The organism is Dactylosporangium maewongense, from assembly GCF_039531485.1.
GTDB classification, from domain to species: Bacteria; Actinomycetota; Actinomycetes; order Mycobacteriales; family Micromonosporaceae; genus Dactylosporangium; species Dactylosporangium maewongense.
The window spans coordinates 197,926-220,248 of sequence record NZ_BAAAQD010000003.1 but is presented as its reverse complement, the minus strand read 5'-3'; the positions used below and the strand labels follow the sequence as shown (position 1 = coordinate 220,248).

Here is a 22,323-nt window from a genome sequence, read left to right as displayed (position 1 = left end):
AGCACGTCCTGCGAATCACACGGATGCATCGTCGCGCATCTCGTCCCGGCACCGCCACCGAATTACGACCGAGGGCCGCCTCCTCGAAAGGTGACGGCCCTCGGTGCGCCTGCTGCTCAGGTGCGGTCTGCTCAGGTGCGGTCGCGGGGTGGTGCGGCCCACGGAGACGTCGGTGGCTCGTCGTCGCCGTGTTCGGAAGCGGCGGCCCGCTCGGCGGTGAGCCGCTCGAGCTCGGCCTGCGCGTTGGCCCGCCGCTCCGCCTCGCCCCGTGCGAACGCCGCCCGCCGCTCCGCCTGCTCCGCCGCACTCGGCGCGCCGAGCCTGGTGGTCACGTCCGGGTCGACGGGTCCGATGCGGGTCGTCGCCTGCTGGTCCTGGTCCGTGTCCGTCCCGGTCGCCGGCTCCTGGACGGGGTCGGTGGCCCGCATCGGCATGAACCGGGTCGTCGCGCCCTCGTCGACGCTCCCGCCGACGGTCGGGTGCTCACCGGTCTCGTTCTGCGCGGCGTGCCGCGGCCGGGACGGGCGGTTGGGGTGGAGCGCTTCGGTCTCCTCCTCGCGGACGCCCCGCCGCCCGGCGCTGAACCCGTCGAACGACGGCCCCGCCAGGATCGACGTCTCCCGCACCACGTCGGGCCGCGCCGCCCGCGACGGCAACGCCTCACCACTGCCGGCGGCCGGTGTCTGCTGCGTGATGCCGAACGGCTCGGTGGCCGGCTCGCTCGCGCTGGGCCGCCCGTACCTGGTCTGCGGCACCTGCGGCGAGGGAGCCACCGACTCGGACGCAGGACGCAACGGCCCCCCACCCTCGTGCGGCGTGACAGGCGCGCCCAGCGGCCGGGTCGGCAGCTCGTCGCCGCCCTCCGCCAACCCGCCGGGCGCCCCGGCCCAAGGCGTGCCCCCGGCCGCGGGCGGCGCGGAGGCAGGCCCGGCCGCGGGCGGTGCGGAGGCAGGCCCGGCCGCGGGCGGTGCGGATGCAGGCTCGGCAGCGGGCGGTGCCGACGCGGGACCGGCGGTGTGCCCGAACTGCGCTGCGGGCGGTGCGGATGCCGGCCCAGTCGCGGGTGGCGCTGAGGCGGGACCGGCCGACGGCGGTGCTGACGCGGGCCCGGCTGCGGTGTGCCCGAACTGCGGCGCAGGCGGTGCGGAAGCAGGCCCGGCCGCAGGAGGCGCGGACGCCGGCCCGGAGAACTGCGGTGCGGATGCGGACCCGGCCGCGGGCTGCCCGAACTGTGGCGCGGACGGTGCGGACGCGGGTGCGGAGAACTGCGGTGCCGCCGGCGACGCCGCGGGACCGGACCCGGCCTGCCCGAACGGCGAAGCCTGCGGCGCGGACGAGGGCCCGGACGCGGGCGGAGCCGACGCGGGTCCCGAAGCCGGCGGAGCGAACGGCGCGGGCGGTGCCGATGCGGGACCGGCCGTCGGTGGTGCGAACGGCGCGGGCGGTGCGGCTGCGGGCCCGGCGGAAGGCTGCCCGAACGGTGCGGGCGGTGCGGATGCGGGCTGCCCGAACTGCGCGGGCGGTGCCGAGGCGGGGCCGGCCGTCGGTGGTGCGAACGGCGCGGACGCGGGACCGGCGGAGGGCTGCCCGGAGTGCGTGGGCGGTGCGGACGCGGGCTGTCCGAACTGCGCGGGCGCGGGGCCGGCCGGCTGGCCGAACTGGGCCGGTGGTGCGGACGCCTGGCCGGGTGCGGGCGGTGCGGACGCGGGGCCGGACGTGGGAGGTGCGAACGGCGCCGGCGGGGCGGATGCGGGCTGGCCGAATTGGGGCGCGGGCGGTGCCGAGGCAGGACGGGGTGCGCCCGGCGGAGCGAACGGCGGCGTCTGCGCACCCTGGCCGGCGGCCGGGCGGAACTGGGTCGCGGAGCCAGGGGCGGGCGCGCCCCCGGGCGGGAACGGCCCGGGCGGCGGCGAACCCTGCGGGGCGGCCGGAGCCGGCGGTCCACCCCGGCCACCGAGCGACGGCGGGAACGGGCCGGGCGGGGTGGCCGGCGCGGCCTGCCCACCCGGGGTCCCGGCGCCGTGAGCGGCGGCCAGCGGCTGCGCGACCGGCGCTGCGATGGAGGACGGCTGCGTCAGCGGGGGCTGCCCGGCGAGCGGGGCCGCGTAAGGCTGCCCAGGGGCCGGGGGTGCCGAGTGAGGCTGCCCAGGGGCCGGCGGGGCGGAAAAAGGCTGCGCGGGATACGACTGCCCAGGGGCCGGCGGTGCTGAATGGGGCTGTGCTGAATGGGGCTGTGCAGGGGCCGGCGGGGACGAGAAGGGCTGCGCGGGGTACGGCTGCCCAGCGGCCGGCGGCGCCGAATGGGGGTGCGCGGGGGCCGGCGGGGCGGAGGAAGGCTGACCAGGGGCCGGCGGCGCCGAGTAGGGCTGCCCAGCGGCCGGCGGGGCGGAGGACGGCTGGGGAGAAGAGGGCTGGGCGGCGATCGAGTCCGGGGTGAGCCACGACGGGCCGGTGCTGCTGCCGGGCGCCGAGACCGGGGCCGGGCCGCCCTGCTGGCCGGGGTGCCCACCGGCGGGGGGCTGCGCGGCGAACCCAGGCGCGGCCGGCTTCGAAAGCGCCGGCGGAGCAGACGCCGGTGGAGCAGAGGACGGCGGGGCAGAGAACGGCGGGGCGGACGACACCGGGGGCGCGGAGGTCACCGGAGGCGGGTACGACCCAGCGCCGGACACCGGAGCGGCGAAGTGCGACACGGGCGGGTGGCCGGCGGCGGGGCGGCCCACCGGCGGCACGGGCTGCGTCGCGTCGGAAGGCAGGCCCGGCGAACCGGCCGGAGCGGCGCCAAAGGTGGGCAGGACGGAGGTGGCGCCGGAGCTCGGCGTACCAGAGCCGCTGCCGCCACCGGAGGAGGCCTGCGCGCCATACGGCGGCAGCACCGACGTGGCACCGGCGGCGGACGGGAACTCGGTGGTGCGGGAGCCGGGGTGCGCCGCGGTCGGGCCCTGGCCCAGGGGGAACTCGTGCGGGTCGAGGGGTTCGCCGCCGGTGGCGACGACCGGGGCGGTCAAGGGCCACGCGCGCCAGCGTTTGACGCTCGCGGCGGCGACCAGCAGGGCCATGCCCAGGACGGCGGTCGTGCCGTTGAGGATGGGCAGCTGCAGGTTGATCGTCAGGCCGGCGAGCTTGTAGTCGGCGGGCAGGCCGTCCAGGGCGCCGAGCGGGTCGATGAAGAGGCTCACGTAGGTGCCGAGCAGCGCCAGGCCGGCGACGATCGGGCCGACGGGGGAGATGCGCAGAGTGGCGATGAGGCCCAGGATCAGGCCGGCGCCCAGGAGGTATGCGGCGGGCACGATGAGGTCGACGCTGTCGAAGGCGCCGCGCTCCACCCACTTCGTCACCGTTTCAGTGGATTTCTGCTGGCCGAGGGCGATCAGCAGCCACGCGATCGGGGCGATCAACATCCCCGCGATCAGGCTTCCCACGTGTCGCATGGTTCGCACCGTACCGTCTGGGGAATGCAGGAGCACACTGGCCGACCGACCGCGTATTCACGGGTGACGCTGAGTCGCATCATGACCGCCGTCGACGTCAATCTCTACGGCACGGTCCACGGCGGTGTGATCATGAAGTTCGTCGACGACGTGGCGGGCGCGGCGGCGGCGCGGCACTCGGGCGGCACGGCGGTGACGGCGTCGATCGACGAGATCCTGTTCCTGGAGCCGCTGCGGGTCGGGGACCTCGTGCACGCGTACGCGCAGGTCAACTGGACCGGGACGACGTCCATGGAGATCGGCGTGCGGCTGGTCGCGCAGCGGTGGGACGAGGTCGCCGAGCCGGTCGTGGTGGCGACAGCATATCTGGTGTTCGTCGCGGTCGACGCCGACGGCAAGCCCCGGGCGGTGCCGCCGGTCGTGCCCGATTCGCCCGAGAACGAGGGCCGGTGGCGCGAGGCCGAGATCCGCCGCGAGCACCGCCTGTCGCGCCGGGAGGCGATCCAGCGGCACCGCCAGGAAGAACAGAAGTAGCGGGAACATGACAGGCGCGTGCGGACAAGAAGGGGTGTGGACCCGGAAGGCAACCTCTTGATCGCGGACGGCTTCACGGCCATCTACGACCGGCACGCGCGGACGCTGTACCGCTACTGCGCGCGCCGGGTCGGTCCGGATCTGGCCGAGGACGTCGTCGCGCAGACGTTCCTCATCGCGTACGAACGCCGCCACACCTTCGCGCAGGACCAGCCACCGCTGCCGTGGCTGTTCGGCATCGCCACGAACGTGCTCAACCGGCACCGCCGCGACGAGGTGCGCGGCTACCGCGCCCTCGCGAGGACGGGGGTCGACCCCGTGCAGGAGAGCCACGCGACCCGGGCGGAGGAGCGCACCGACGCGCAGCGCCGGTCGCGGAAGGTCGCCCGGGTGCTGGCGAAGCTGCCCCGGCGCCAGCGCGACGTCCTGCTGCTGTTCGCGGTCGCCGAACTGTCCTACGCGGAGATCGCCGAGGCGCTGGACCTGCCGGTCGGCACGGTCCAGTCGGCGCTGCACCGGGCCCGCACCAAGATGCGCAAGGCGTTGGAGGACGAGGACCGATGAACACTGACGATCTGGCCGCCGTGCGCGAGTTCCGCGCCGACCTCGACGAGCCCCGCGAGGGCGCCCTGGCCGAGGGGCGCTGGAAGCTGGCCGGCGCCGCAATCCCGGAGCGGACGGCACCTCGCAGGACCTGGATCCTGGCGACGGCCGGGGCGGCCGTGGCGGTGGCCGCCGTGGTCGGCGCCGCGGCCGCGGTACCGACGACGCGGCCACGACAGGAGCAGGCTCAGACACCCGGACAGAGCGCGCCGGCGCAGACCCAGCCGGCGGGGGTGGACCTGCCGGTCACGCACGGCACGAAGGCGCCGATGCGCCCGCCGGTCGCGGGGAAGGCCGGCGGTGACCACGCCGCCGCGGTCGCGGCGCTGACCAGGATCGCCGGGCAGCAGCGCGGCGGGCCGCTGCCGATCGGGGCCGGTCAGGTGCTGTACGTGAAGACGTACAACCTGATCGACGGCACGGGCAGCTACATCCACGAGGTGTGGCAGGACCCTGGGACCGGCGTGGCGCTGCGCATCCGTCGCTCCGACGACGGGCCCAAGAGCATCGACCACAGCCTGTCCGATGACGAGATCGCACTGGAAACGGCGCGCGCGCACCTCGGGGCGCCGGGCCTGGACAACATGAAGGCCGAGTACGTCGCCGCGTTCCCGCGGGAGGCCGCGAAGGCGCATGAGCTGTCGGCGGCGTGGCGGGCGTGGGCCGCGAAGGCGTATCCGGGCCGCAACGCCGACGGCATGATCTTCAAGTACCTGCACGAGGTGTTCCACTACGTCGAGCCGCTGCTCGACGCGCAGCAGCGGGCCGCGCTCTACCAGGCGCTCGCGGACCTGGCAGTCGAGGCCACCACGGCGAGCATCGGCGGCCGGCAGTACGACGTGATCTGCATGGCGGACGCGCAGAAGGCCGACTGCCTGCTGGTCGACGCGGCGACGGGCCGGTTCGCCGGCGGCGCCTGGACGGGCGCGGACCTGAAGGTGACCGCCGGGAACTTCGAGTTCGTGGACTTTGCCACACAGCCGCGGCCGGTGCCGGGCGCCACCCGGGACCTCACGCAGGAGAAGCCCGGGGCTAGCGGTTCATCCACCACACCGAAGCGTTGAGCGCGGTGGCGAACGTGACCCACGCCCAGTAGGGCACCAGCAGCCCGGCCGCGAGGCGCGATCGCCGCCAGAACATGGCGATGTTCACGCCGATCAGCACCCACAGCGCGACGATGTCGGCCAGCGCCGGCCCGCGCTGGCCGACGCCGAAGAACAACGGCGTCCAGATCGCGTTGAGGGCCAGCTGAGCTGCGAAGACGGTGAGGGCAGCGGTCCATCCGGAGCGCCGCCACACCAGCCAGCCGGACACCGCGATGCAGCAGTACAGGACGGTCCAGACCGGCCCGAACAGCCATGACGGGGGCGCCCACGACGGCTGGCTCAGCGAGTCGTACTCACTGGCGGTCCCGGCGACGCCCAGCCCGCCGATCAGGGCGGCGGCCGCCGCGGCGGCACCGAATCCGGCGAGGCCGACCCACTGCGGGCGGTGGTGGTGCGGCAACGAGAGCGTCATACCCGCATCGATTACCCGCGGCCGCCACACGGAAACCCGGGTGCGGATGTCGGTGGCCCACACTGAGCGATCGTTCGGGCGTGCAGGAAGATGGTCGGATGGCGAAGGAGCTGTGGCGACCCCCTGCAGACGTCCGCGAACGCACCCGTATCGGTGCCTTCCTGCGATGGCTGTCGAGCGAGCAGGGCCTGGAGTTCGAGGACTACGGGCAACTGTGGCAGTGGTCGGTCGACCACCCGGCCGAGTTCTGGCAGGCGATCTGGGAGCACTTCGAGGTCATGACGCACGAGCCGGCCACCGCGGCGCTGCCCGACGCGCGGATGCCCGGCGCCGACTGGTTCCCCGGCGCCCGTCTCAACTACGCCGAGCACGTGCTGCGGATGCCCGGCGTCGCCGACGACGAGCCGGTCGTGCTCGCCTACTCGCAGACCCGCGAGCCGGTCACGCTGACCGCCGCGCAGCTGCGCGAGGAGGTCCGCCGGGCGCAGGCGACGCTGCGGCGGCTCGGCGTCACGCAGGGCGACCGGGTCGCGGTGTACGCGCCGAACATCCCCGAGACGTTCGTCCTCATGCTCGCCACCGCCGGCCTCGGCGCCATCTTCTCCAGCTGCGCGCCCGAGTTCGGCACCCGCTCGGTCGTCGACCGGTGGCAGCAGATCGAGCCGAAGGTGCTCGTCGCCGTGGACGGCTACCGCTACGGCGACAAGGCCGTCGACCGCAGCGCCGAGGTGGCGGCGATCCGTGAGGCGCTGCCGTCGGTCGAGGCGTTCATCGAGATCCCGTATCTCCGCGGCGGCGACCCGGTCTGGGACGAGACGTCCGACGCGTTGGAGTTCGCGGCGGTACCGTTCAGCCACCCGCTCTACGTGCTGTACTCCTCCGGCACAACGGGCCTGCCGAAGCCGATCGTGCACGGCCACGGCGGCATCCTCCTCGAGCACCTCAAGATGCTCGCGCTGCACCACGACCTCGGCCCCGGCGACCGGTTCTTCTGGTTCACCACCACCGGCTGGATGATGTGGAACTACCTGGTGTCCGGCCCGGCGGTCGGCGCCGCGATCGTCCTCGTCGACGGCAACCCCGCGCACCCCGACCTCGGCTGGCTGTGGCGGGTCGCGGCCGAGTCCGGCACCACGTACTTCGGCACGTCCGCGCCGTTCCTGCTGTCGTGCCGCAAGGCCGGGCTCGTCCCGAAGGAGCAGGCCGACCTGTCGGCGCTGCGCGGCGTGGGCTCGACCGGCGCGCCGCTGCCACCCGAGGGTTTCGAGTGGGTGTACGACGCGGTCTCAGCCGACGTCCTGCTGGCCTCGGCGTCCGGCGGCACCGACGTGTGCACGGCGTTCGTGGGCGGCGTGCCGCTGCTGCCCGTCCACGCGGGCGAGATCGCCTGCCGGGCCCTCGGCGCGCGGGTCGAGGCCTACGCCGCCGACGGCACCCCGGTCATCGGTGAGCTCGGCGAGCTCGTCATCACCGCGCCGATGCCGAGCATGCCGGTCGGTTTCTGGGGCGACACCGACGGATCCCGCTACGCCGACGCCTACTTCGGCACGTACCCGGGCGTGTGGCGGCACGGCGACTGGATCACCATCGACGAGGGCGGCGCCTGCGTGATCACCGGCCGCTCCGACGCCACCCTCAACCGTGGCGGCGTCCGGCTCGGCACCAGCGAGTTCTACTCGGTCGTCGAGGGCCTCGACGACGTGACCGACTCGGTCGTCGTGCACCTGGAGGACCCCGAGGGCGGGGCGGGGGAGCTGCTGCTGTTCGTCGTGCTGCGGCCCGGCGTGACCCTCGACGACGCGCTGCGCGCCACGATCGCGCGGGAGCTGCGCACGGCCCTGTCCCCGCGGCACGTGCCCGACCAGGTGTTCGCGGTGGAGGCGGTGCCGCGGACGCTGTCGGGCAAGAAGCTGGAGGTGCCGGTGAAGCGGATCCTCACCGGCACGCCCGTCGATCAGGCCGCCGCGAAGGGCGCCCTGGCGAACCCGGAGTCGCTGCGGTACTTCGAAGCGGTCCGGGCGGCTAGACAGTAGGGCCGACGGTGTGGTCGACCTGCTCGGAGGTGCCCCGCGCGGGCAGCTTCGACAGGTCGGTGCGCACGCTGAGCACCACGCTCGCCCCGGCGGCGAGCGGCGCCAGCAGCCAGTCGAGGGGGTACGGGTACGCGTCGGCGTCGATGAGCACCCGGCCGCCCGAGATGCCCAGCTCGGCGGCGCGGGCCCGGGCGCGGTCCAGGAGCGGGCCGTGCCCGTCGAGCGAGCCGTCGGTCTCGACGAGCGCGCCGGTGTCCGCGGCGACGGGGGCGCCGGGAAAGTGGTCGCCGTGCTGGCGGGCCGAGGTCACGTAGTCGGCCCAGCCGGCCGGTGGGGTGCGCATCGGCATGCCCATCGGGGCCAGCCCGAGGACGAACCGGTCCGGCGGGCCCGCCGGCACGCCCGCCTCGACCGCCTGCGCCGACGCGAACTCGACGTCGATGCCGGCGGCGGTCGGCTCGCCGTAGGCGACGGTGACCCCGGCGGACCAGGCACCGAGCAGCACCGCGGCGGTCTGCCAGTGCGGCGGCAGCCAGACGCCGGCCGTGTCGCCGGGGCCCAGCCCACAGCCGTCGACCAGCAGGTTCGCGGTCTTGGAGACCCAGTTGCCGAGCGTCGCGCCGGACAGCTCGGCCCGCTCCCCGGTGGCGTCGTCATAGAACGTCAGCAGCGGAAGTGACGGGTCCCTTCCGACAATTGCCGCAAAGAGTGAAGGAACTGTATTCCCCATATGTCCGGAAAATCCTCCCATAGCATCTCCAATCGGGTCTAGCTAGGTGGTGTGCGATGGGGGTATGGGCAATGCGACGATACCGGCGGCTCGAACTCGTCGCCGTGGGCGGCGTCGCCATCGCACTGCTCAGCGCCGGCGGTGCCACCGCCGACCCGCGCATCCCGTTCCTGCCGCCGGCCCCTGACCTCGCCGCGCCGATCCAGTGGGCCAACCCCGTCGCCAAACAGCCCGGCCCCACCGGCGTCACCCCCAACGTCACGCGCATCCCGCTGGGCAGCTTCGAGAAGCCGGCCGACGGCGTCGCCACGCAGGCCGGCGCGCCGGCGGGCCTCGGCGAGCGGTACCGGCGCGGCGTGAAAGCGCGGACACTCACCGTCACCCGTGAGGGCGTGGCCCCCTTCAGTGCCGTCGGCGTCACCTGGCGCGAGACCGGGAAGATCGGCGATGTCAGCGTCGCCGTCCGGCACCACACCCCCGGCGGCGCCTGGAGCGCCTGGCGGACCGTCGACACCGCCGAGGCCGACCGCGACGTCACGCCCGACGCCCCCCAGGCCGGCCAGCGCGGCGGCGCGGACCTCGTCTGGACCGGCAAGGCGGACGGCGTGCAGCTGGCGGTGACCACGACCGGCGGGGCGACGCCGCACGACATCGCCGCCGACCTCATCGACCCCACCGACGCGCCCGGCGACATCGCGCCGGCCCCCGCCACCCCGGTCACGGAGAGTCAGCCCGTCGGGCTGCGCCCGTTCATGCCCGCCATCCTGCGCCGCGCCGCCTGGGGCGCCAACGAGCAGCTGATGGACTGGCGCCCGCAGTACGCCACCTACGTGAAGGCCGTCGCACTGCACCACACCGCCACCGGCAACGACTACAGCCCGGAGGAGGTGCCGAAGATCCTCCGGTCGATCTACCAGTACCAGACGGTCAGCCGCGGCTGGGGCGACATCGGCTACAACGTGCTGGTCGACCGCTTCGGCAGGCTCTGGGAGGGCCGCTCCGGCGGGCTGTCCCGCCCCGTCGTCGGCGCCCAGGCCGGCGGGTTCAACACGGGCACCGCGGGCATCGCGATGATCGGCGACTACCGGTACACGAGCGTGCCGCAGCCGGTCCAGGAGGCCGCCGCGCAGTACACCGCGTGGAAACTTTCACTGCATCAGGCGATCGATCCGCGCGGCACCGTCAGCCTCACCGGCGGCGGGTCGACGTCGCGCTACCCGGCCGGCACGACCGTGACGGTGCCCCGCGTCTTCCCGCACCAGCAGACCAACCCGACCGAGTGCCCCGGCGCGAAGGGCCTCGCCGCGCTGCCCTGGATCCGCGACCGCGCCGGCGCGATCCTCGGCGACCTGGTCAAACCCGAGATCGTGCGGACGCTGCTGGCCGCGTACCGGCCCACCGACGGCACCGTCCGCCTCCAGGGCATCCCCGATCCGATCTTCACCAGCGGGCCCAACGAGATCCCGGTCGCCGCGGACTACAACGGCGACGGCAAGGACGACGTCGCGACCTGGTCGCCGACGACCGGCAACTGGAGCATGCTGCTCACCGGCGAGGGCCGCAGGACCGTCCAGTGGGGTCTGCCGGGCGACGTGCCGGCACCCGCCGACTTCGACGGCGACGGCGCGGCTGAGCTGGCGGTTTTCCGTCCGGCGACCGGTGTCTGGTACATCAAGGGCATCGGCGAGCTGCAGCTCGGGGTGCCCGGCGACGTGCCCGTGCCGGCCGACTACACCGGCGACGGCCGCGCCGAGGCGGCCATCTGGCGCCCGTCGACCGGACTGTGGGCGATCTACGCGCTGCGCGAGTTCAAGGTCGGCGCGCCCGGTCAGCTCGCCGCGCCCGCCGACTACGACGGCAACGGCACTGTCGACGCCGCGACCTGGAACCCGGTCACCCAGCAGTTCACCATCGAAGGCCAGGCCGCCGTGAAGTTCGGCGCCTCCGGTACGCCGGTGTCCGCGCAGTACGACGGGGACGGCCGCGCGGATCCGGCGGTGTACCACGACGGCCGGTACGAGATCCGCGGTGCGGGCGGTTACGACGTGGGTGCGCCGGGCGACATTCCGATGCCGTTGAGCTGAATCCTGGGTTTCCTCGATCGCGAGTCGCGTCGTGGACATCGATCACCGGGGGATCGGGCGTAGGCTTTGCCTGACGTATCGCGTGACGTTCGTTACGCGTGGCATGCCGTGTTCGAAGGAGACGCCCAGTGACCCCCGGCCGTCCGCCCCGTGTGCTCGTCGACGCCACGAGTGTCCCAGCCGACCGAGGCGGTGTCGGGCGCTACGTTGACGGCCTGCTCGGCGCCCTGGCCGCGCTCGACGCCGACCTCGCCGTGGTCTGTCAGCGCACCGACGCCGAACGTTACGGACGGTTACTGTCCGGTGCCCGGATCATGGCCGCGCCGGCCGCTGCGGCCCACCGACCCGCCCGCCTCGCCTGGGAGCAGACCGGCCTGCCGATGCTCGCCCAGCAGGTCGGCGCCCAGGTGCTGCACTCGCCCTTCTACACGTGCCCGCTGCGGGCCGGCTGCCCCGTCACCGTCACGGTCCACGACGCCACGTTCTTCACCGAACCGGAGCACTACGACAAGTCCCGCCGCACCTTCTTCCGCTCCGCGATCAAGACGTCACTGCGCCGTGCCGGCCGGGTCATCGTCCCCAGCAAGGCCACCCGCGACGAGCTGATCCGCCTGTTGGACGCCGACCCGACCCGTATCGACGTCGCCTACCACGGCGTCGACCCCGACGCGTTCCACGCGCCCACCGACGACGAGAAGGCCCGCGTCCGGGCCCGCCTCGGCCTCGGCACGACGGAGTACATCGCGTTCCTCGGCGCCAAGGAGCCCCGCAAGAACGTGCCGAGCCTCATCCGCGGCTGGATCTCCGCCGTCCGCGACCGGCCCGACCCGCCCGCGCTCGTCATCGCCGGCGGCCAGGGCCACGACGACGAGATCGACGGCGCGCTCGGCGAGGTGCCCAGCCACCTGCGCCTGCTGCGCCCCGGCTACCTGCGCTACGCGGACCTGCCGGGCTTCCTCGGCGGCGCCGTCGTCGCCGCCTACCCCTCCTTCGGCGAAGGCTTCGGCCTGCCGATCCTGGAGGCCATGGCCTGCGGCGCCCCCGTCCTGACCACGCCCCGGCTCTCGCTGCCCGAGGTCGGCGGAGACGCTGTCGCCTACACCGGACCCGGCACCGACGAGATCGCCCGCGACCTCGCCGCGCTGCTCGACGACCACGAGCGCCGCAACGCGCTCGCCAAGGCCGGTGCCGCGCGCGCCAAGGAGTTCACCTGGGAGTCGAGCGCCGAGGTGCACCTCGCCGCCTGGTCGAGAGCGGCCAATCCGCGCAGTTAGTCCTCCCGCGTCACCCTCTGAAACCAGATCAGGCGATATTCGTAGTGGACATGACACCTTCGAGTTGTTGGAACGCGCCCTTGGCTGGGCATGATGGGCCTGTGTTCTACGCGGTCATCCCAGCAGGGGGCAGTGGCACGCGGCTCTGGCCGTTGTCGCGAGCCGGTCATCCCAAGTTTCTGCACGCCCTCACAGGCACGCCGTTGTCGCTGCTCCAGGCGACGTACGGGCGCCTGGCCGACCTCGCGACCCCCGAGACCACGTTCGTGGTCACCGGTGTGGCCCACGCGGCGGCGGTGGCGCGGCAGCTCCCGGGCCTTCCCGAAGGCAACATCCTGGTCGAGCCCACGCCGCGCGACTCGTGCGCCGCCATCGGGCTGGCCGCGGCGGTCATCGCCCGGCGCGACCCGCACGCCGTCATGGGCGCCTTCGCCGCCGACCAGCTGGTCCGCGACGTCCCGGCCTTCACGTCCGTCCTGCGCAAGGCCATCGCCGGTGCCGAGGACGGCCTCCTGATGACCATCGGCATCACCCCGACCCACCCCGAGACCGGCTACGGCTACCTCCACGTCGGCGAGCCCACCGGCACCGGGGACGTCTGCAAGGTCGCCTCCTTCGAGGAGAAGCCGGCCCTGCCCCTCGCCCAGGCGTACGTCGACTCCGGTGAGTACCTGTGGAACGCCGGCATGTTCGTCTGGCGCGTCGACGTCTTCCTGGACGAGCTCGCCCGCCAGCAGCCCGTCCTCCACGACGGCCTGCGCCGCATCGCCGAGGCCTGGGACACCCACGACCGCGAAGAGGTCCTCGCCGACCTCTGGCCCGACCTCACCAAGATCTCCGTCGACTTCGGCGTCATGGAAGGCGCCGGCGTGGCCGGCCTCGTCGGCACCGTCCCCGGCGACTTCGGCTGGAACGACGTCGGCGACTTCCACACCCTCGGCGAGCTCCTCGAGACCGACACCGCCGGCAACGTGGTCGTCAACCTCGACCCCGCCGCCCCGACCGGCGTCATCATGCAGGACGCCGAGCGCGTCGTCGTCGTCCCCCAGTCAGGCCGCCTGGTCGCCGTCGTGGGCGTCAACGACCTCATCGTCGTCGACACGCCCGACGCCCTCCTGGTCTGCCCCCGCTCCCGCGCCCAGGACGTGAAGAAGCTCGTCGACAACCTGAAGGAACGCGGCTCCGTCGAACTCCTGTAGCCTCCCGCCCGATCGAAGCCCGCAGCTCGGTCATGTCCCATCTGCGAGCGGGTCCGGGACGTCGGCGAGGCTGATCGAGTACTTCGATCTGCGCCAGGCGGTGACTCGCCCACCTGCGAAAGCGGGGCGTGTCGGTCAGTCAGACGGACACGCCCTCACCCGCACCGCTTCGAGCAGGACATCAACGGAGGCAGCACGCCGCGACGGCCCAGTGAGGCGCGGACGGCGGCCAACCGCTGGTCGCCGCCCTCGCCGCCGTGCGGGACTGCTTCGACGTGGTGTGCGCTGGACCGTGAACGCGGGCAGTGCGGGCTGGTCGTCGGCCTCGCCGCCGCGCCGGACTGTCTCGACGCGGCGCGGCCCGGGTCGTGGTGCGAGCGGCGGGCTGATCGCAGGTGGTGGCCGGCCTCGCCGTCATGCGGGGCTGCTTCGACGTGGTGTTCGCCAGCGTGTGGGCGCAGGGCTGTAGGCGATCGCTGGTCGCCGGTCTTGTCGCCACGTGGGGCTGCCTCGACGTGGTGTGCGCCGGGTCCTGGTGCGGGCGGTGGGCTGGTCGCAGGTGGCTGGCCTTGCCGTCACGCGGGGCTGCTGCGGTGTGGTGTGGGCGCGGGTGGCGGTTGCTTGCCGGCCTTGCTGTCGTGCGGGACTGCCTTGATGCGGTGTGCGCCGGGTCGTGGTGCGGGTGGTGGGTTGATCGCAGGTGGCTGGCCTCGCCGTCATGCGGGGCTGCTTCGACGTGGTGTGCTGGACGCGAGCGCCGGGGCTGGTTGTCGGTCTTGCCGCCGTGCGGGGCTGGTTCGACGTGGGGTGCTGGAGCGTGGACGCGAGCGGCGGGCGGGTTGTTGGCCTTGCTGTCGCGCGGGGCAGCCTCGACGCGGAGCGTGCCCGGGTCGTGGTGCGGGCGGCGGGCGATCGCTGGTCGTCGGCCTCGCCGTCATGCGGGCTGCTTGGACGTGGCGTGCTGGACGCGAGCGCCGGGGTCGGTTGTCGGTCTTGCCGTCGCGCGAGGCGGCCTCGACGCGGAGCGCAGCCGGGGTCGTGGTTCGGGCTGCTTCGACGCGGAGCGCAGCCGGGGTCGTGGTTCGGGCTGCTTCGACGTGGTGTGCTGGGTCGTGGTGCGGGCGGTGGGCTGGGCGTCGGTCTTGCCGTTGCGCGGGACCAGCCTCGACCCGGAGTGTGGGCGGGGTGCGGGGTCAGGCTCGGCGGGCCCAGGCGAGGGCGGGGGCGACCAGGACCTCGGTGGCGTCGGCGAGCGGGGTGGGCAGGTCGTCAGGGGCGAACCAGCCCAGCGCGGACGACTCGGCGCTGACGGTCTCGACGGCGCCGGCGGGGGCGATGGCGGCATACCTGACGTCATAGTGCAGGGCGGGGCCGCCGGCGCACTGGACGTGGTGGACGTCGAGGCCGATGGGGGCCTCGCTGATCCGCAGGCCGGCGATGCCCGACTCCTCGGTCGCCTCGCGGAGCGCCGCGGCCGCCACGGTCGCGTCGCCGGGCTCGCAGTGGCCGCCGAGCTGGACCCAGCGCTTGATCCTGCCGTGCAGGCACAGCAGGACGCGCTCGGCGGTGGAGTCGACGACGAGGGCGCTCGCCGTGACGTGAGCCCCCGGGTGCTCGCGCCACACCGTCGACGGGTCGCGGAGGACGAACTCGATGAACCGCCGCCGCGTCTGCTCCGCCTCGTCGCTCGGGGGCGTCCACTGGGTCAGCACCGCGAGGGCATCATCGTGCAACGTCGTCATAGTGACGGCAGGCTACCGCGACCGACGGCGAGCACGCCGAGTGGCATGCCGCCTTCCGGGATGTCGACCCCGGAGAGGTCGACCTGGTCCGCCTCCAGCCACTCGGACGCGACGCCGTCGGCGGCGAGCCCGGCCCGGATCCGCTGCACCTCCATGCCCGCCTCCATGGCCCGCCGCAGGTCGCCGGCAGGGGCCCAGACCAGCAGCAACCGCTCGGCCCTCTCAGCAGCGGCGACCGGCGCGGGAAGCTCGGGAAACGTGAGCGGTGGGGTGTCGCGGATGGCGGCGGCGGTGCGGAGCCCCTTGGCGACGGCCTCGGCGGTGCCGAGCGAGAACAGGTCGGCGTCGGCGCCGCGGATCAGCGGGGCGGCGCCCTGGCCGTGTCCGTCGGGGCGGATCGGCAGGCCGCGGACGACGGCGACCGGGACCTGGCCGGTCTTGCCCTTGACCAGGTCGGCGGCGGCGGCGAGCTCGTCGACCACGGCCATCTGGGTCAGCTGGAGCTCGTTGCCGTGCACGTCGAGCACCCCGCGGTAGTCGGTCAGCGCGTCGATGCCGGCGGCGCCGATGGCGACGTCGGTGAGACCCATCCGCCAGGGCCGGCCCATGGTGTCGGTGACGATGACCGCCACGTGCAGGCCGAAGCGCTCCCGCAGCTCGTCGCGCAGCCAGCGGGCCGAGGCGTCCGGGTCCTTGGGCAGCAGGACGAGCCGGGTCGGCTCCACATTGGACGCGTCGATGCCGGCCGACGCGAGCACGAACCCGTGGTGCGTCTGCACGATCTGCGTCGCGCCCCGGCGGGCGACGACCCGGGACGTCTCGGCCCGCAGCACCGCCTCGCGGGCGGCCTCGCGGGCGGGCTCCTCCAGCGGCACGTCGACCAGCTGCCCCTCGGCCTTGCTGACGATCTTGCTGGTGACGACGAGGATGTCGCCGTCGACGAGCCACGGCGCGGCGGTCGTGATCAGCGCGGCCAGGTCGTCGCCGGGGCGCACCTCGCCGATGCCGTCGACCGGCAGCACCTCGAACCCTGCGGGCGGCACGCTCATGCCACACCCGCCACGGACAGCGCCTCCCGGACGATCGCCGCGGTCGCCGGCACGTCGGTCATCCACAGCGGGCGGGCGCGAACGGTCAGGCCGGGCACCTCGACGCCCGCGTCGGTGTCGTCGACGAGCCAGCCGTCCAGGACGCCGCCGGCCGAGCGGGCGCCGAACAGGCCGCCCACGCCGGCGGGGGTGCACTCGACGCCCATCACGGCGAGGCACTTGTCGGCCATGCCACGGACCGGGGCGGTGCCGATGATCGGGGACACGCCCACGACCGGGGCCCGGCCGGTGGCGACCGCCTCACGGACCGCGGGGACGGCCAGGATCGGCGCGATGGAGACGATCGGGTTGCTCGGCGCCACCAGCACGACATCCGCGGCGGCGAGCGCGTCCAGCACCCCCGCGGCCGGTTTGGCCGACTCGGCGCCGACGAAGACGAACCGCGACGTCGGGATCTCCGCCCGGTGCCGGATCCACCACTCCTGGAAGTGGATCGCGCGGGAGGCGCCGTCGACCTCGACCACCGCGTGCGTCTCGACCCGGTCGTCGCTGGCGGGGAGCATGCGGATGCCGGGCTGCCAGCGGTCACAGAGCGCCTCGGTCACGGCGGACAGCGGATAGCCCGCGTCGAGCATCCTGGTGCGCACCAGATGGGTGGCGATGTCCTTGTCGCCGAGGCCGAACCAGGTCGGCTCCGCCCCATAGGCGGCGAGCTCCTCCTTGACGGTCCACGTCTCGCCGACGCGTCCCCAGCCGCGCTCGGGATCGGCGCCGCCACCGAGCGTGTACATCACGCTGTCGAGGTCGGGGCAGATCCGCAGGCCGTGCAGGGTCACGTCGTCGCCGACGTTGACCACCGCGGTGACCTCCGCCCCCAGCTCCTGCCCCACCGCGCGCACCCCGAGGAGGAAGCGAGCGCCGCCGATGCCACCTGCCAGAACCACGATCCGCATACCCTTCATCCTGCCCCACGGGTATGACACTTCCCGTGCGAGGCGGCCGGTCCGGCCACGCACGCGGATTTTCCGTTCGACGGCTAGGCTGCGAGCGACCTGTCGCGTGTCCGCTAGATCTTGGGGAGAGCCAGTGAGCACCCAGCCACCCGACCCGACCTCCTCGGCGGCGCCGCATGCGGCTTACGCCGCCGGTCCGGCCACCTCGTCCTTCGTGCCCCAGGTGCCGCCGGCGCAGCAGCCCGGCCAGAGCGTGCAGGCGACGGTCGACGCCAAGAAGGCCCGTTCGCTCACGCTGCCATTTCGCGAGCTGGCGGCGTTCGTGCTGCTCGGCGCGACCGCGGCGTTCCTGCTCGCCGGGTTCATCTCGCTGCTGACCTCGCTGGACGGCAACTTCCTGCTGAGCGCGGGTGGCACGTTCGGCACGTTCGTCAACCTGCAGACGATCCTGCTGCCGATCCTGGCGGTGCTGGTCGCGACCCACGTCGACCCCGTGGTGCCGAAGGCGAAGGTCATCGTCCTCGTCGGCCTCGTCGAATACGGGATCGTGGCGCTCTTCGGCCTGATCCTGCTGCTCGCCAGCCTCATCGGCGACATGGACAGCGAGTCGGGCCTGCGGGCGACCTCGGCGCTCACGATCTTCCTGACCCGTCTCGGCGGTCTCGCGCTGCTGGGTCTCGTCCTGTTCCTGGTGATCAGGGTGTACCTCGGAGCCTACGCACCCCCGAAGCCGCCCCCCGGCGTGTACGGCCAGCCCGCGTACCCGTACGGGCAGCAGCCGGGCTACCAGTACCCGCAGCAGCAGCAGTACGGCTACCAGCAGCAGACCGGTTCGGTCCCGCAGCAGCCGTACCAGCAGCAGCCCGCCCAGCACCAGCAGCCGACCGGCAGCTGGACCAACCCCGCGACGACCGGCTCGGGTCAGGTCGTCCCCGCCGCGCAGCCGTACGCGGCGCAGCCCGGGGCCTACCCGGCCGCGCAGGCCTCGGGCGCTCCGGCCGTGGGCCCGGCGTCGGGTGCCCCGGCCTACCCCCAGCCGGCGGCCCAGGGGTACAACCCGCAGTCGACGGGCGCGCCCGCGTTCAACGCCCAGCCCGCCCCCGTGCAGCACCCGCAGGCGACCGGCGCCCCGGCGTTCGCCCCGCAGCCCGCGGCGGCCGAGCCGGTGTCCGCGGCGCCCGCCTCGACGCCGCCACTGAGCTCGCCGTTCGCGGCGTACACGGCGGCCGCCGCCCAGCCGGTGTCGGCGCCGCCGGTCACCCCGCCGGTGTCCTCCCCGCCCGCCGACGGCGGCGCGACGCCTTCGGGCGGGTTCGCGGCGGCCGGCTGGCCCGGCGGCTCCTCGACCCACCCCACCTCGGGCGCGGCCACCGGCGCGCCCGCGGCGCAGCAGCCGGCGGAGGACACCAGCGACGGCGCCGCCTCACCGTTCGGCAAGACGGGCGCGTTCCCGACGGCCGAGACCACGGCGGCCCCGGCGGCCGAGCCCGCGGTCCCGGCCGGACAGGAGCCCACCGCCCAGATCTGGACCGCGGGGGAGACCACGGCGGCCCACGGCACCGTCGGCGAGCCGGAGACCCAGCCTGCCGCCCCGGTCAGCATCGCCAAGGCCGACGCCGACCCGGACGCGACCGCCGCGTACGCGCCGGTCAGCGCCGCCCCGGCCGAGACCACCGGCGACGTGACCCAGACGAACACCCAGACGAACACCCAGGCGAACACCCAGGCGAACACCCAGGCGAACACCCAGGCGAACACCCAGGCGAACACCCAGGCGAACACCCAGGCGCACGACCCGGACGCCACCGAGGTGTTCCGGCCCGCGGGCCAGGAGAAGCCGGCGACCGACCAGGGCGACGACGACGAGACCCAGCGCACCCAGGTGATCCCCCCGAAGGACTGAGCACCGGAGCACACCCGACGCGGGCGCCCGTCACACGACGGGCGCCCGCGTCGTTACAGGGGAAGAAGCGAAGGAGAACAGTCACATCCGGTGTGAGGGCCGATCCGCCCGGCGGCGGCCTAGGCTGCAAGCTGTGACGTCTGTAGTCAGAGGTACCGAAGGCAACGCCATGCGCCGGGCGCTGCGCCGTGCGGCCGACGGCCGTGCTCTCGACGTGACCGAGGCCGCCGTCCTGCTCACCGCCCGCGACCAGGCCCTCGACGACCTGCTCGCGGTCGCCGGCGCGGTGCGCGACGCGGGGCTCGCCGACGCCGGCAGGCCCGGCGTCGTCACGTACTCGCGCAAGGTCTTCATCCCGCTGACCAGGCTGTGCCGGGACCGGTGCCACTACTGCACGTTCGCGACGGTGCCGCACCGGCTGCCGAGCGAATACCTGGAGATCGACGAGGTCCTCGCGATCGCCCGGGAAGGCGCGCAGCAGGGCTGCAAGGAGGCCCTGTTCACGCTCGGCGACCGCCCCGAGGACCGCTGGGACCAGGCGAAGCGCTGGCTCGACGAGCGCGGCTACGACTCCACGCTGGACTACCTGCGCGCCTGCGCGATCGCGGTGCTGGAGGAGACGGGCCTGCTGCCGCACCTCAACCCCGGCGTGCTGTCGTGGGCGGAGCTCCAGCGGCTCAAGCCGGTCGCCCCCAGCATGGGCATGATGCTCGAGACGACGGCGACCAGGCTGTGGTCGGAGCCGGGCGGCGCGCACTACGGCTCACCGGACAAGGAGCCCGCGGTGCGGCTGCGGGTGCTGGACGACGCGGGCCGGGTCGGGGTGCCGTTCACGACCGGCATCCTCATCGGCATCGGCGAGACGATCGAGGAGCGCGCCGAGGCGCTGTTCGCGATCCGCAGGACGATGCGCGAGTTCGGCCACATCCAGGAGGTCATCGTCCAGAACTTCCGCGCGAAGCCCGACACGGCGATGCGCGGCATGCCCGACGCGGAGCTGCACGAGCTGGCGGCCACGGTCGCGGTCGCGCGGCTCGTCCTCGGCCCGAAGGCCAGGATCCAGGCCCCGCCGAACCTCATCGACGACGAGCACGGCCTGCTGCTGCGGGCCGGCATCGACGACTGGGGCGGCGTCTCCCCGGTCACCCCGGACCACGTCAACCCCGAGCGCCCCTGGCCGGCGATCCAGGATCTGTCCGAGAAGTCCGCGCAGCACGGCTTCCAGCTCAAGGAACGCCTCACCATCTACCCCGAGTACGCGAAAAAGGGCGCGCCCTGGCTGGACCCGAGGCTTGCCGGGCACGTCGAGGCACTCATGGACACCGAGACCGGCCTGGCCCAGGAAGGCGCCAAACCGGCCGGCAGAAAATGGCAGGAGCCCGACGGGGGCATCCAGAGCACCGGTCGCACCGACCTGCACGAGGCCATCGACACGGAGGGTCGCACCGACGACCGCCGCGGCGACTTCGACTCGGTCTACGGCGACTGGCAGGAGGTGGCAGCGCGCGTCAGCACAAAGCCACAGCACACATTGGACGGTGACGTCCGAAGTGGACTCGCGAGGGCCTCGACCGACCCCGGAAGCCTGCTGCTGCCACAGTACGAGCACGAAGCCCTCGCACTGTTCAATGTGGACGGCGATGGCCTGGAAGCGCTCACACGGATCGCCGACGATCTCCGGAAGGCGGCCGTCGGCGACGACATCACCTACGTGATCAACCGGAACATCAACTTCTCCAACGTCTGCTACGTCGGCTGCCGGTTCTGCGCGTTCGCCCAGCGCGAGCGCGACGCCGACGCCTACCGCCTCTCCTACGAGGAGGTCGCCGACCGCGCCGAGGAGGCCTGGCTGGCCGGCGCCGGCGAGATCTGCATGCAGGGCGGCATCGACCCGAAGCTCCCGGTCGGCGCGTACGCCGAGCTCGTCCGCGCGATCAAGACCCGGGTCCCGGGCATGCACGTCCACGCGTTCAGCCCGATGGAGGTCGTGACCGCCGCCTCGAAGGCGGGCGTGTCGATCCGCGACTGGCTGGCCCAGCTGAAGGAGGCGGGCCTCGACACGATCCCCGGCACCGCCGCGGAGATCCTCGACGACGAGGTCCGGTGGGTGCTCACGAAGGGCAAGCTGCCGACGTCCGCGTGGGTGGAGGTGGTGACCACGGCGCACGAGCTCGGCATCCGGTCGAGCTCGACGATGATGTACGGCCACGTCGACCACCCGGGGCACTGGCTCAGCCACTTCCGGGTCCTCGCCGGCATCCAGGACCGCACGGGCGGGTTCACCGAGTTCGTGGCGCTGCCGTTCGTGCACCACAGCGCGCCGATCTACCTCGCCGGCATCGCCCGGCCGGGCCCGACGTGGCGCGACAACCGGGCCGTGCACGCGATGGCCAGGATCCTGCTGCACGGCAGGATCGACAACATCCAGTGCTCCTGGGTGAAGCTCGGCGACGAGGGCACGGTGGCGATGCTCAACGGCGGCGCCAACGACATCGGCGGCACGCTGATGGAGGAGACCATCTCCAGGATGGCGGGCTCCGAGCACGGCTCCGCCCGCACCCGGGAGGAGCTGGAGGCGATCGGCAAGGCCGCCGGCCGCCCCGTCCGCCAGCGCACCACCACCTACGGCCGGGTGGAGGCACGGAGCTAAAGCGGCAGCGCCCCGGTGGTGGGCACCAAGGCCAGGACGGCGACAAGGCCGCCGAGCAGCGCGACCCCGAGCAGCCGCCGGCGTGGCCAGACGACCGCCAGGATCAGCGCCACCCCGGCGACCTTGAACGGGTGGGTGCGGACCTGGACGACGGGCCAGCCCACGCTGGGGAGGATCAGCCGGACCGGCCCGATCACCTGTCTTCGCTCGACCGGACGGGTGTCCGGCTGCTGGTTCGCGTCGCCTTTCACCGTGAACGTGCCGTCCTCCGCCTGCGCCACGACCCGGTGCGTGATGAGCCCACGCGGATCGCTGTAGGTGACGATCTCGTAGACGGCGAGGGATGTCGCCTGAGGATCGACGAGAATGACATCACCGGCGTGCATGGCAGGCGCCATCGAATCGGACATGACCACGTAAGGCTTCCAGCCCAGCCCGATGATTCCGACCGTGAAAAGCACGGTGGTCACCGCGGCGCCGAGCAGCAGCCGCCTGATCACGACGGTATCCCAGGACACGCGCAGAACTCGTGGTTTCCCCGCACATCGGCGCAATTCGGCCGCGGATCCGGGCACCTGAGCAAACTCGCCGAGAGTCTTCCGGCGCGTTCGGCGTGTCGCCCG

At 73.7% G+C, this 22,323-nt stretch carries 16 protein-coding genes; 9 read left to right on the top strand and 7 right to left on the bottom strand.

Going from position 1 to position 22,323, the window contains the following annotated elements:
• Positions 1–131 precede the first annotated feature (131 nt).
• Entirely contained in the window at positions 132–3,428 is a 3,297-nt protein-coding gene (locus tag ABD332_RS10740; RefSeq protein ID WP_344501658.1) for a hypothetical protein, read from the bottom strand.
• A gap of 24 nt (positions 3,429–3,452) precedes the next feature.
• On the opposite strand from ABD332_RS10740, the gene ABD332_RS10735 reads away from it, so the two are divergent.
• Genes ABD332_RS10735 through ABD332_RS10725 form a run of 3 tightly spaced genes read left to right on the top strand, consistent with a single transcriptional unit; the run spans position 3,453 to position 5,629 of the window.
• Positions 3,453–3,962 carry an acyl-CoA thioesterase gene (locus ABD332_RS10735; protein WP_344501657.1) on the top strand — a complete coding sequence of 170 codons (510 nt, stop codon included), beginning with the start codon at positions 3,453–3,455 and terminating at the stop codon, positions 3,960–3,962.
• Between the two features lie 18 nt (positions 3,963–3,980).
• Complete coding sequence (locus ABD332_RS10730) at positions 3,981–4,526, top strand: RNA polymerase sigma factor (RefSeq protein WP_344501656.1); 546 nt, start codon at positions 3,981–3,983, stop codon at positions 4,524–4,526.
• Positions 4,523–5,629, top strand: coding sequence for a hypothetical protein (locus ABD332_RS10725; RefSeq protein WP_344501655.1), 1,107 nt, complete (start codon positions 4,523–4,525; stop codon positions 5,627–5,629). The genes ABD332_RS10730 and ABD332_RS10725 overlap by 4 nt, the downstream gene beginning before the upstream one ends.
• On the opposite strand, the gene ABD332_RS10720 is transcribed toward ABD332_RS10725, so the two are convergent.
• Positions 5,598–6,083 (bottom strand): TspO/MBR family protein, encoded by a 486-nt coding sequence (locus ABD332_RS10720; protein WP_344501654.1) that lies wholly within the window; start codon positions 6,081–6,083, stop codon positions 5,598–5,600. The genes ABD332_RS10725 and ABD332_RS10720 overlap by 32 nt on opposite strands.
• Before the next feature lie 98 nt (positions 6,084–6,181).
• On the opposite strand from ABD332_RS10720, the gene ABD332_RS10715 reads away from it, so the two are divergent.
• Positions 6,182–8,116 carry an acetoacetate--CoA ligase gene (locus ABD332_RS10715; RefSeq protein WP_344501653.1) on the top strand — a complete coding sequence of 645 codons (1,935 nt, stop codon included), beginning with the start codon at positions 6,182–6,184 and terminating at the stop codon, positions 8,114–8,116.
• Here the strand turns inward: ABD332_RS10715 and ABD332_RS10710 are convergent.
• A complete protein-coding gene (locus ABD332_RS10710; protein WP_344501652.1) occupies positions 8,106–8,846 on the bottom strand; it encodes a TIGR03089 family protein in 741 nt (246 codons plus the stop codon). The genes ABD332_RS10715 and ABD332_RS10710 overlap by 11 nt on opposite strands.
• Positions 8,847–8,917: 71 nt before the next feature.
• On the opposite strand from ABD332_RS10710, the gene ABD332_RS10705 reads away from it, so the two are divergent.
• From ABD332_RS10705 to ABD332_RS10695, 3 genes are all read left to right on the top strand, one after another.
• The gene (locus tag ABD332_RS10705; protein WP_344501651.1) at positions 8,918–10,930 is read left to right on the top strand and encodes an N-acetylmuramoyl-L-alanine amidase; all 2,013 of its coding nucleotides are present in this window, start codon (positions 8,918–8,920) and stop codon (positions 10,928–10,930) included.
• Positions 10,931–11,058: 128 nt separating this feature from the next.
• Positions 11,059–12,204 (top strand): glycosyltransferase family 4 protein, encoded by a 1,146-nt coding sequence (locus ABD332_RS10700; protein WP_344501650.1) that lies wholly within the window; start codon positions 11,059–11,061, stop codon positions 12,202–12,204.
• Positions 12,205–12,305: 101 nt separating this feature from the next.
• Entirely contained in the window at positions 12,306–13,403 is a 1,098-nt protein-coding gene (locus ABD332_RS10695; protein ID WP_344501649.1) for a mannose-1-phosphate guanylyltransferase, read from the top strand.
• Positions 13,404–14,596: 1,193 nt separating this feature from the next.
• Here the strand turns inward: ABD332_RS10695 and ABD332_RS10690 are convergent.
• The 3 genes from ABD332_RS10690 to cofD are packed head-to-tail and all read right to left on the bottom strand — an operon-like array spanning position 14,597 to position 17,147.
• Positions 14,597–15,145 (bottom strand): NUDIX hydrolase, encoded by a 549-nt coding sequence (locus tag ABD332_RS10690; RefSeq protein WP_344501648.1) that lies wholly within the window; start codon positions 15,143–15,145, stop codon positions 14,597–14,599.
• Complete coding sequence (locus tag ABD332_RS10685) at positions 15,142–16,194, bottom strand: coenzyme F420-0:L-glutamate ligase (RefSeq protein WP_344501647.1); 1,053 nt, start codon at positions 16,192–16,194, stop codon at positions 15,142–15,144. Before ABD332_RS10685 ends, ABD332_RS10690 begins: the two co-directional genes overlap by 4 nt.
• Positions 16,191–17,147 (bottom strand): 2-phospho-L-lactate transferase, encoded by a 957-nt coding sequence (gene cofD / locus ABD332_RS10680; RefSeq protein WP_344501646.1) that lies wholly within the window; start codon positions 17,145–17,147, stop codon positions 16,191–16,193. The genes ABD332_RS10685 and cofD overlap by 4 nt, the downstream gene beginning before the upstream one ends.
• A 133-nt stretch (positions 17,148–17,280) precedes the next feature.
• On the opposite strand from cofD, the gene ABD332_RS10675 reads away from it, so the two are divergent.
• Together ABD332_RS10675 and ABD332_RS10670 are read left to right on the top strand one after the other, a co-directional pair.
• Positions 17,281–19,050, top strand: coding sequence for a hypothetical protein (locus ABD332_RS10675; protein WP_344501645.1), 1,770 nt, complete (start codon positions 17,281–17,283; stop codon positions 19,048–19,050).
• Positions 19,051–19,219: 169 nt separating this feature from the next.
• The gene (locus tag ABD332_RS10670) at positions 19,220–21,700 is read left to right on the top strand and encodes a bifunctional FO biosynthesis protein CofGH (RefSeq protein ID WP_425552186.1); all 2,481 of its coding nucleotides are present in this window, start codon (positions 19,220–19,222) and stop codon (positions 21,698–21,700) included.
• Here the strand turns inward: ABD332_RS10670 and ABD332_RS10665 are convergent.
• On the bottom strand, positions 21,697–22,275 hold the full coding sequence (locus ABD332_RS10665; protein ID WP_344501643.1) for a signal peptidase I: 579 nt from the start codon (positions 22,273–22,275) through the stop codon (positions 21,697–21,699). The genes ABD332_RS10670 and ABD332_RS10665 overlap by 4 nt on opposite strands.
• Between the last annotated feature and the right edge of the window lie 48 nt (positions 22,276–22,323).

Bases quoted from the DNA above. Each gene is read 5' to 3' on its own strand.
- ABD332_RS10710 (WP_344501652.1), bottom strand. From the start codon at position 8,846: ATGGGGAATACAGTTCCTTCACTCTTTGCGGCAATTGTCGGAAGGGAC.
- ABD332_RS10735 (WP_344501657.1), top strand. From the start codon at position 3,453: ATGCAGGAGCACACTGGCCGACCGACCGCGTATTCACGGGTGACGCTG.
- ABD332_RS10715 (WP_344501653.1), top strand. From the start codon at position 6,182: ATGGCGAAGGAGCTGTGGCGACCCCCTGCAGACGTCCGCGAACGCACC.
- ABD332_RS10705 (WP_344501651.1), top strand. From the start codon at position 8,918: ATGCGACGATACCGGCGGCTCGAACTCGTCGCCGTGGGCGGCGTCGCC.
- ABD332_RS10740 (WP_344501658.1), bottom strand. From the start codon at position 3,428: ATGCGACACGTGGGAAGCCTGATCGCGGGGATGTTGATCGCCCCGATC.
- ABD332_RS10690 (WP_344501648.1), bottom strand. From the start codon at position 15,145: ATGACGACGTTGCACGATGATGCCCTCGCGGTGCTGACCCAGTGGACG.
- ABD332_RS10725 (WP_344501655.1), top strand. From the start codon at position 4,523: ATGAACACTGACGATCTGGCCGCCGTGCGCGAGTTCCGCGCCGACCTC.
- ABD332_RS10685 (WP_344501647.1), bottom strand. From the start codon at position 16,194: ATGAGCGTGCCGCCCGCAGGGTTCGAGGTGCTGCCGGTCGACGGCATC.
- ABD332_RS10720 (WP_344501654.1), bottom strand. From the start codon at position 6,083: ATGACGCTCTCGTTGCCGCACCACCACCGCCCGCAGTGGGTCGGCCTC.
- cofD (WP_344501646.1), bottom strand. From the start codon at position 17,147: ATGCGGATCGTGGTTCTGGCAGGTGGCATCGGCGGCGCTCGCTTCCTC.
- ABD332_RS10670 (WP_425552186.1), top strand. From the start codon at position 19,220: ATGCGCCGGGCGCTGCGCCGTGCGGCCGACGGCCGTGCTCTCGACGTG.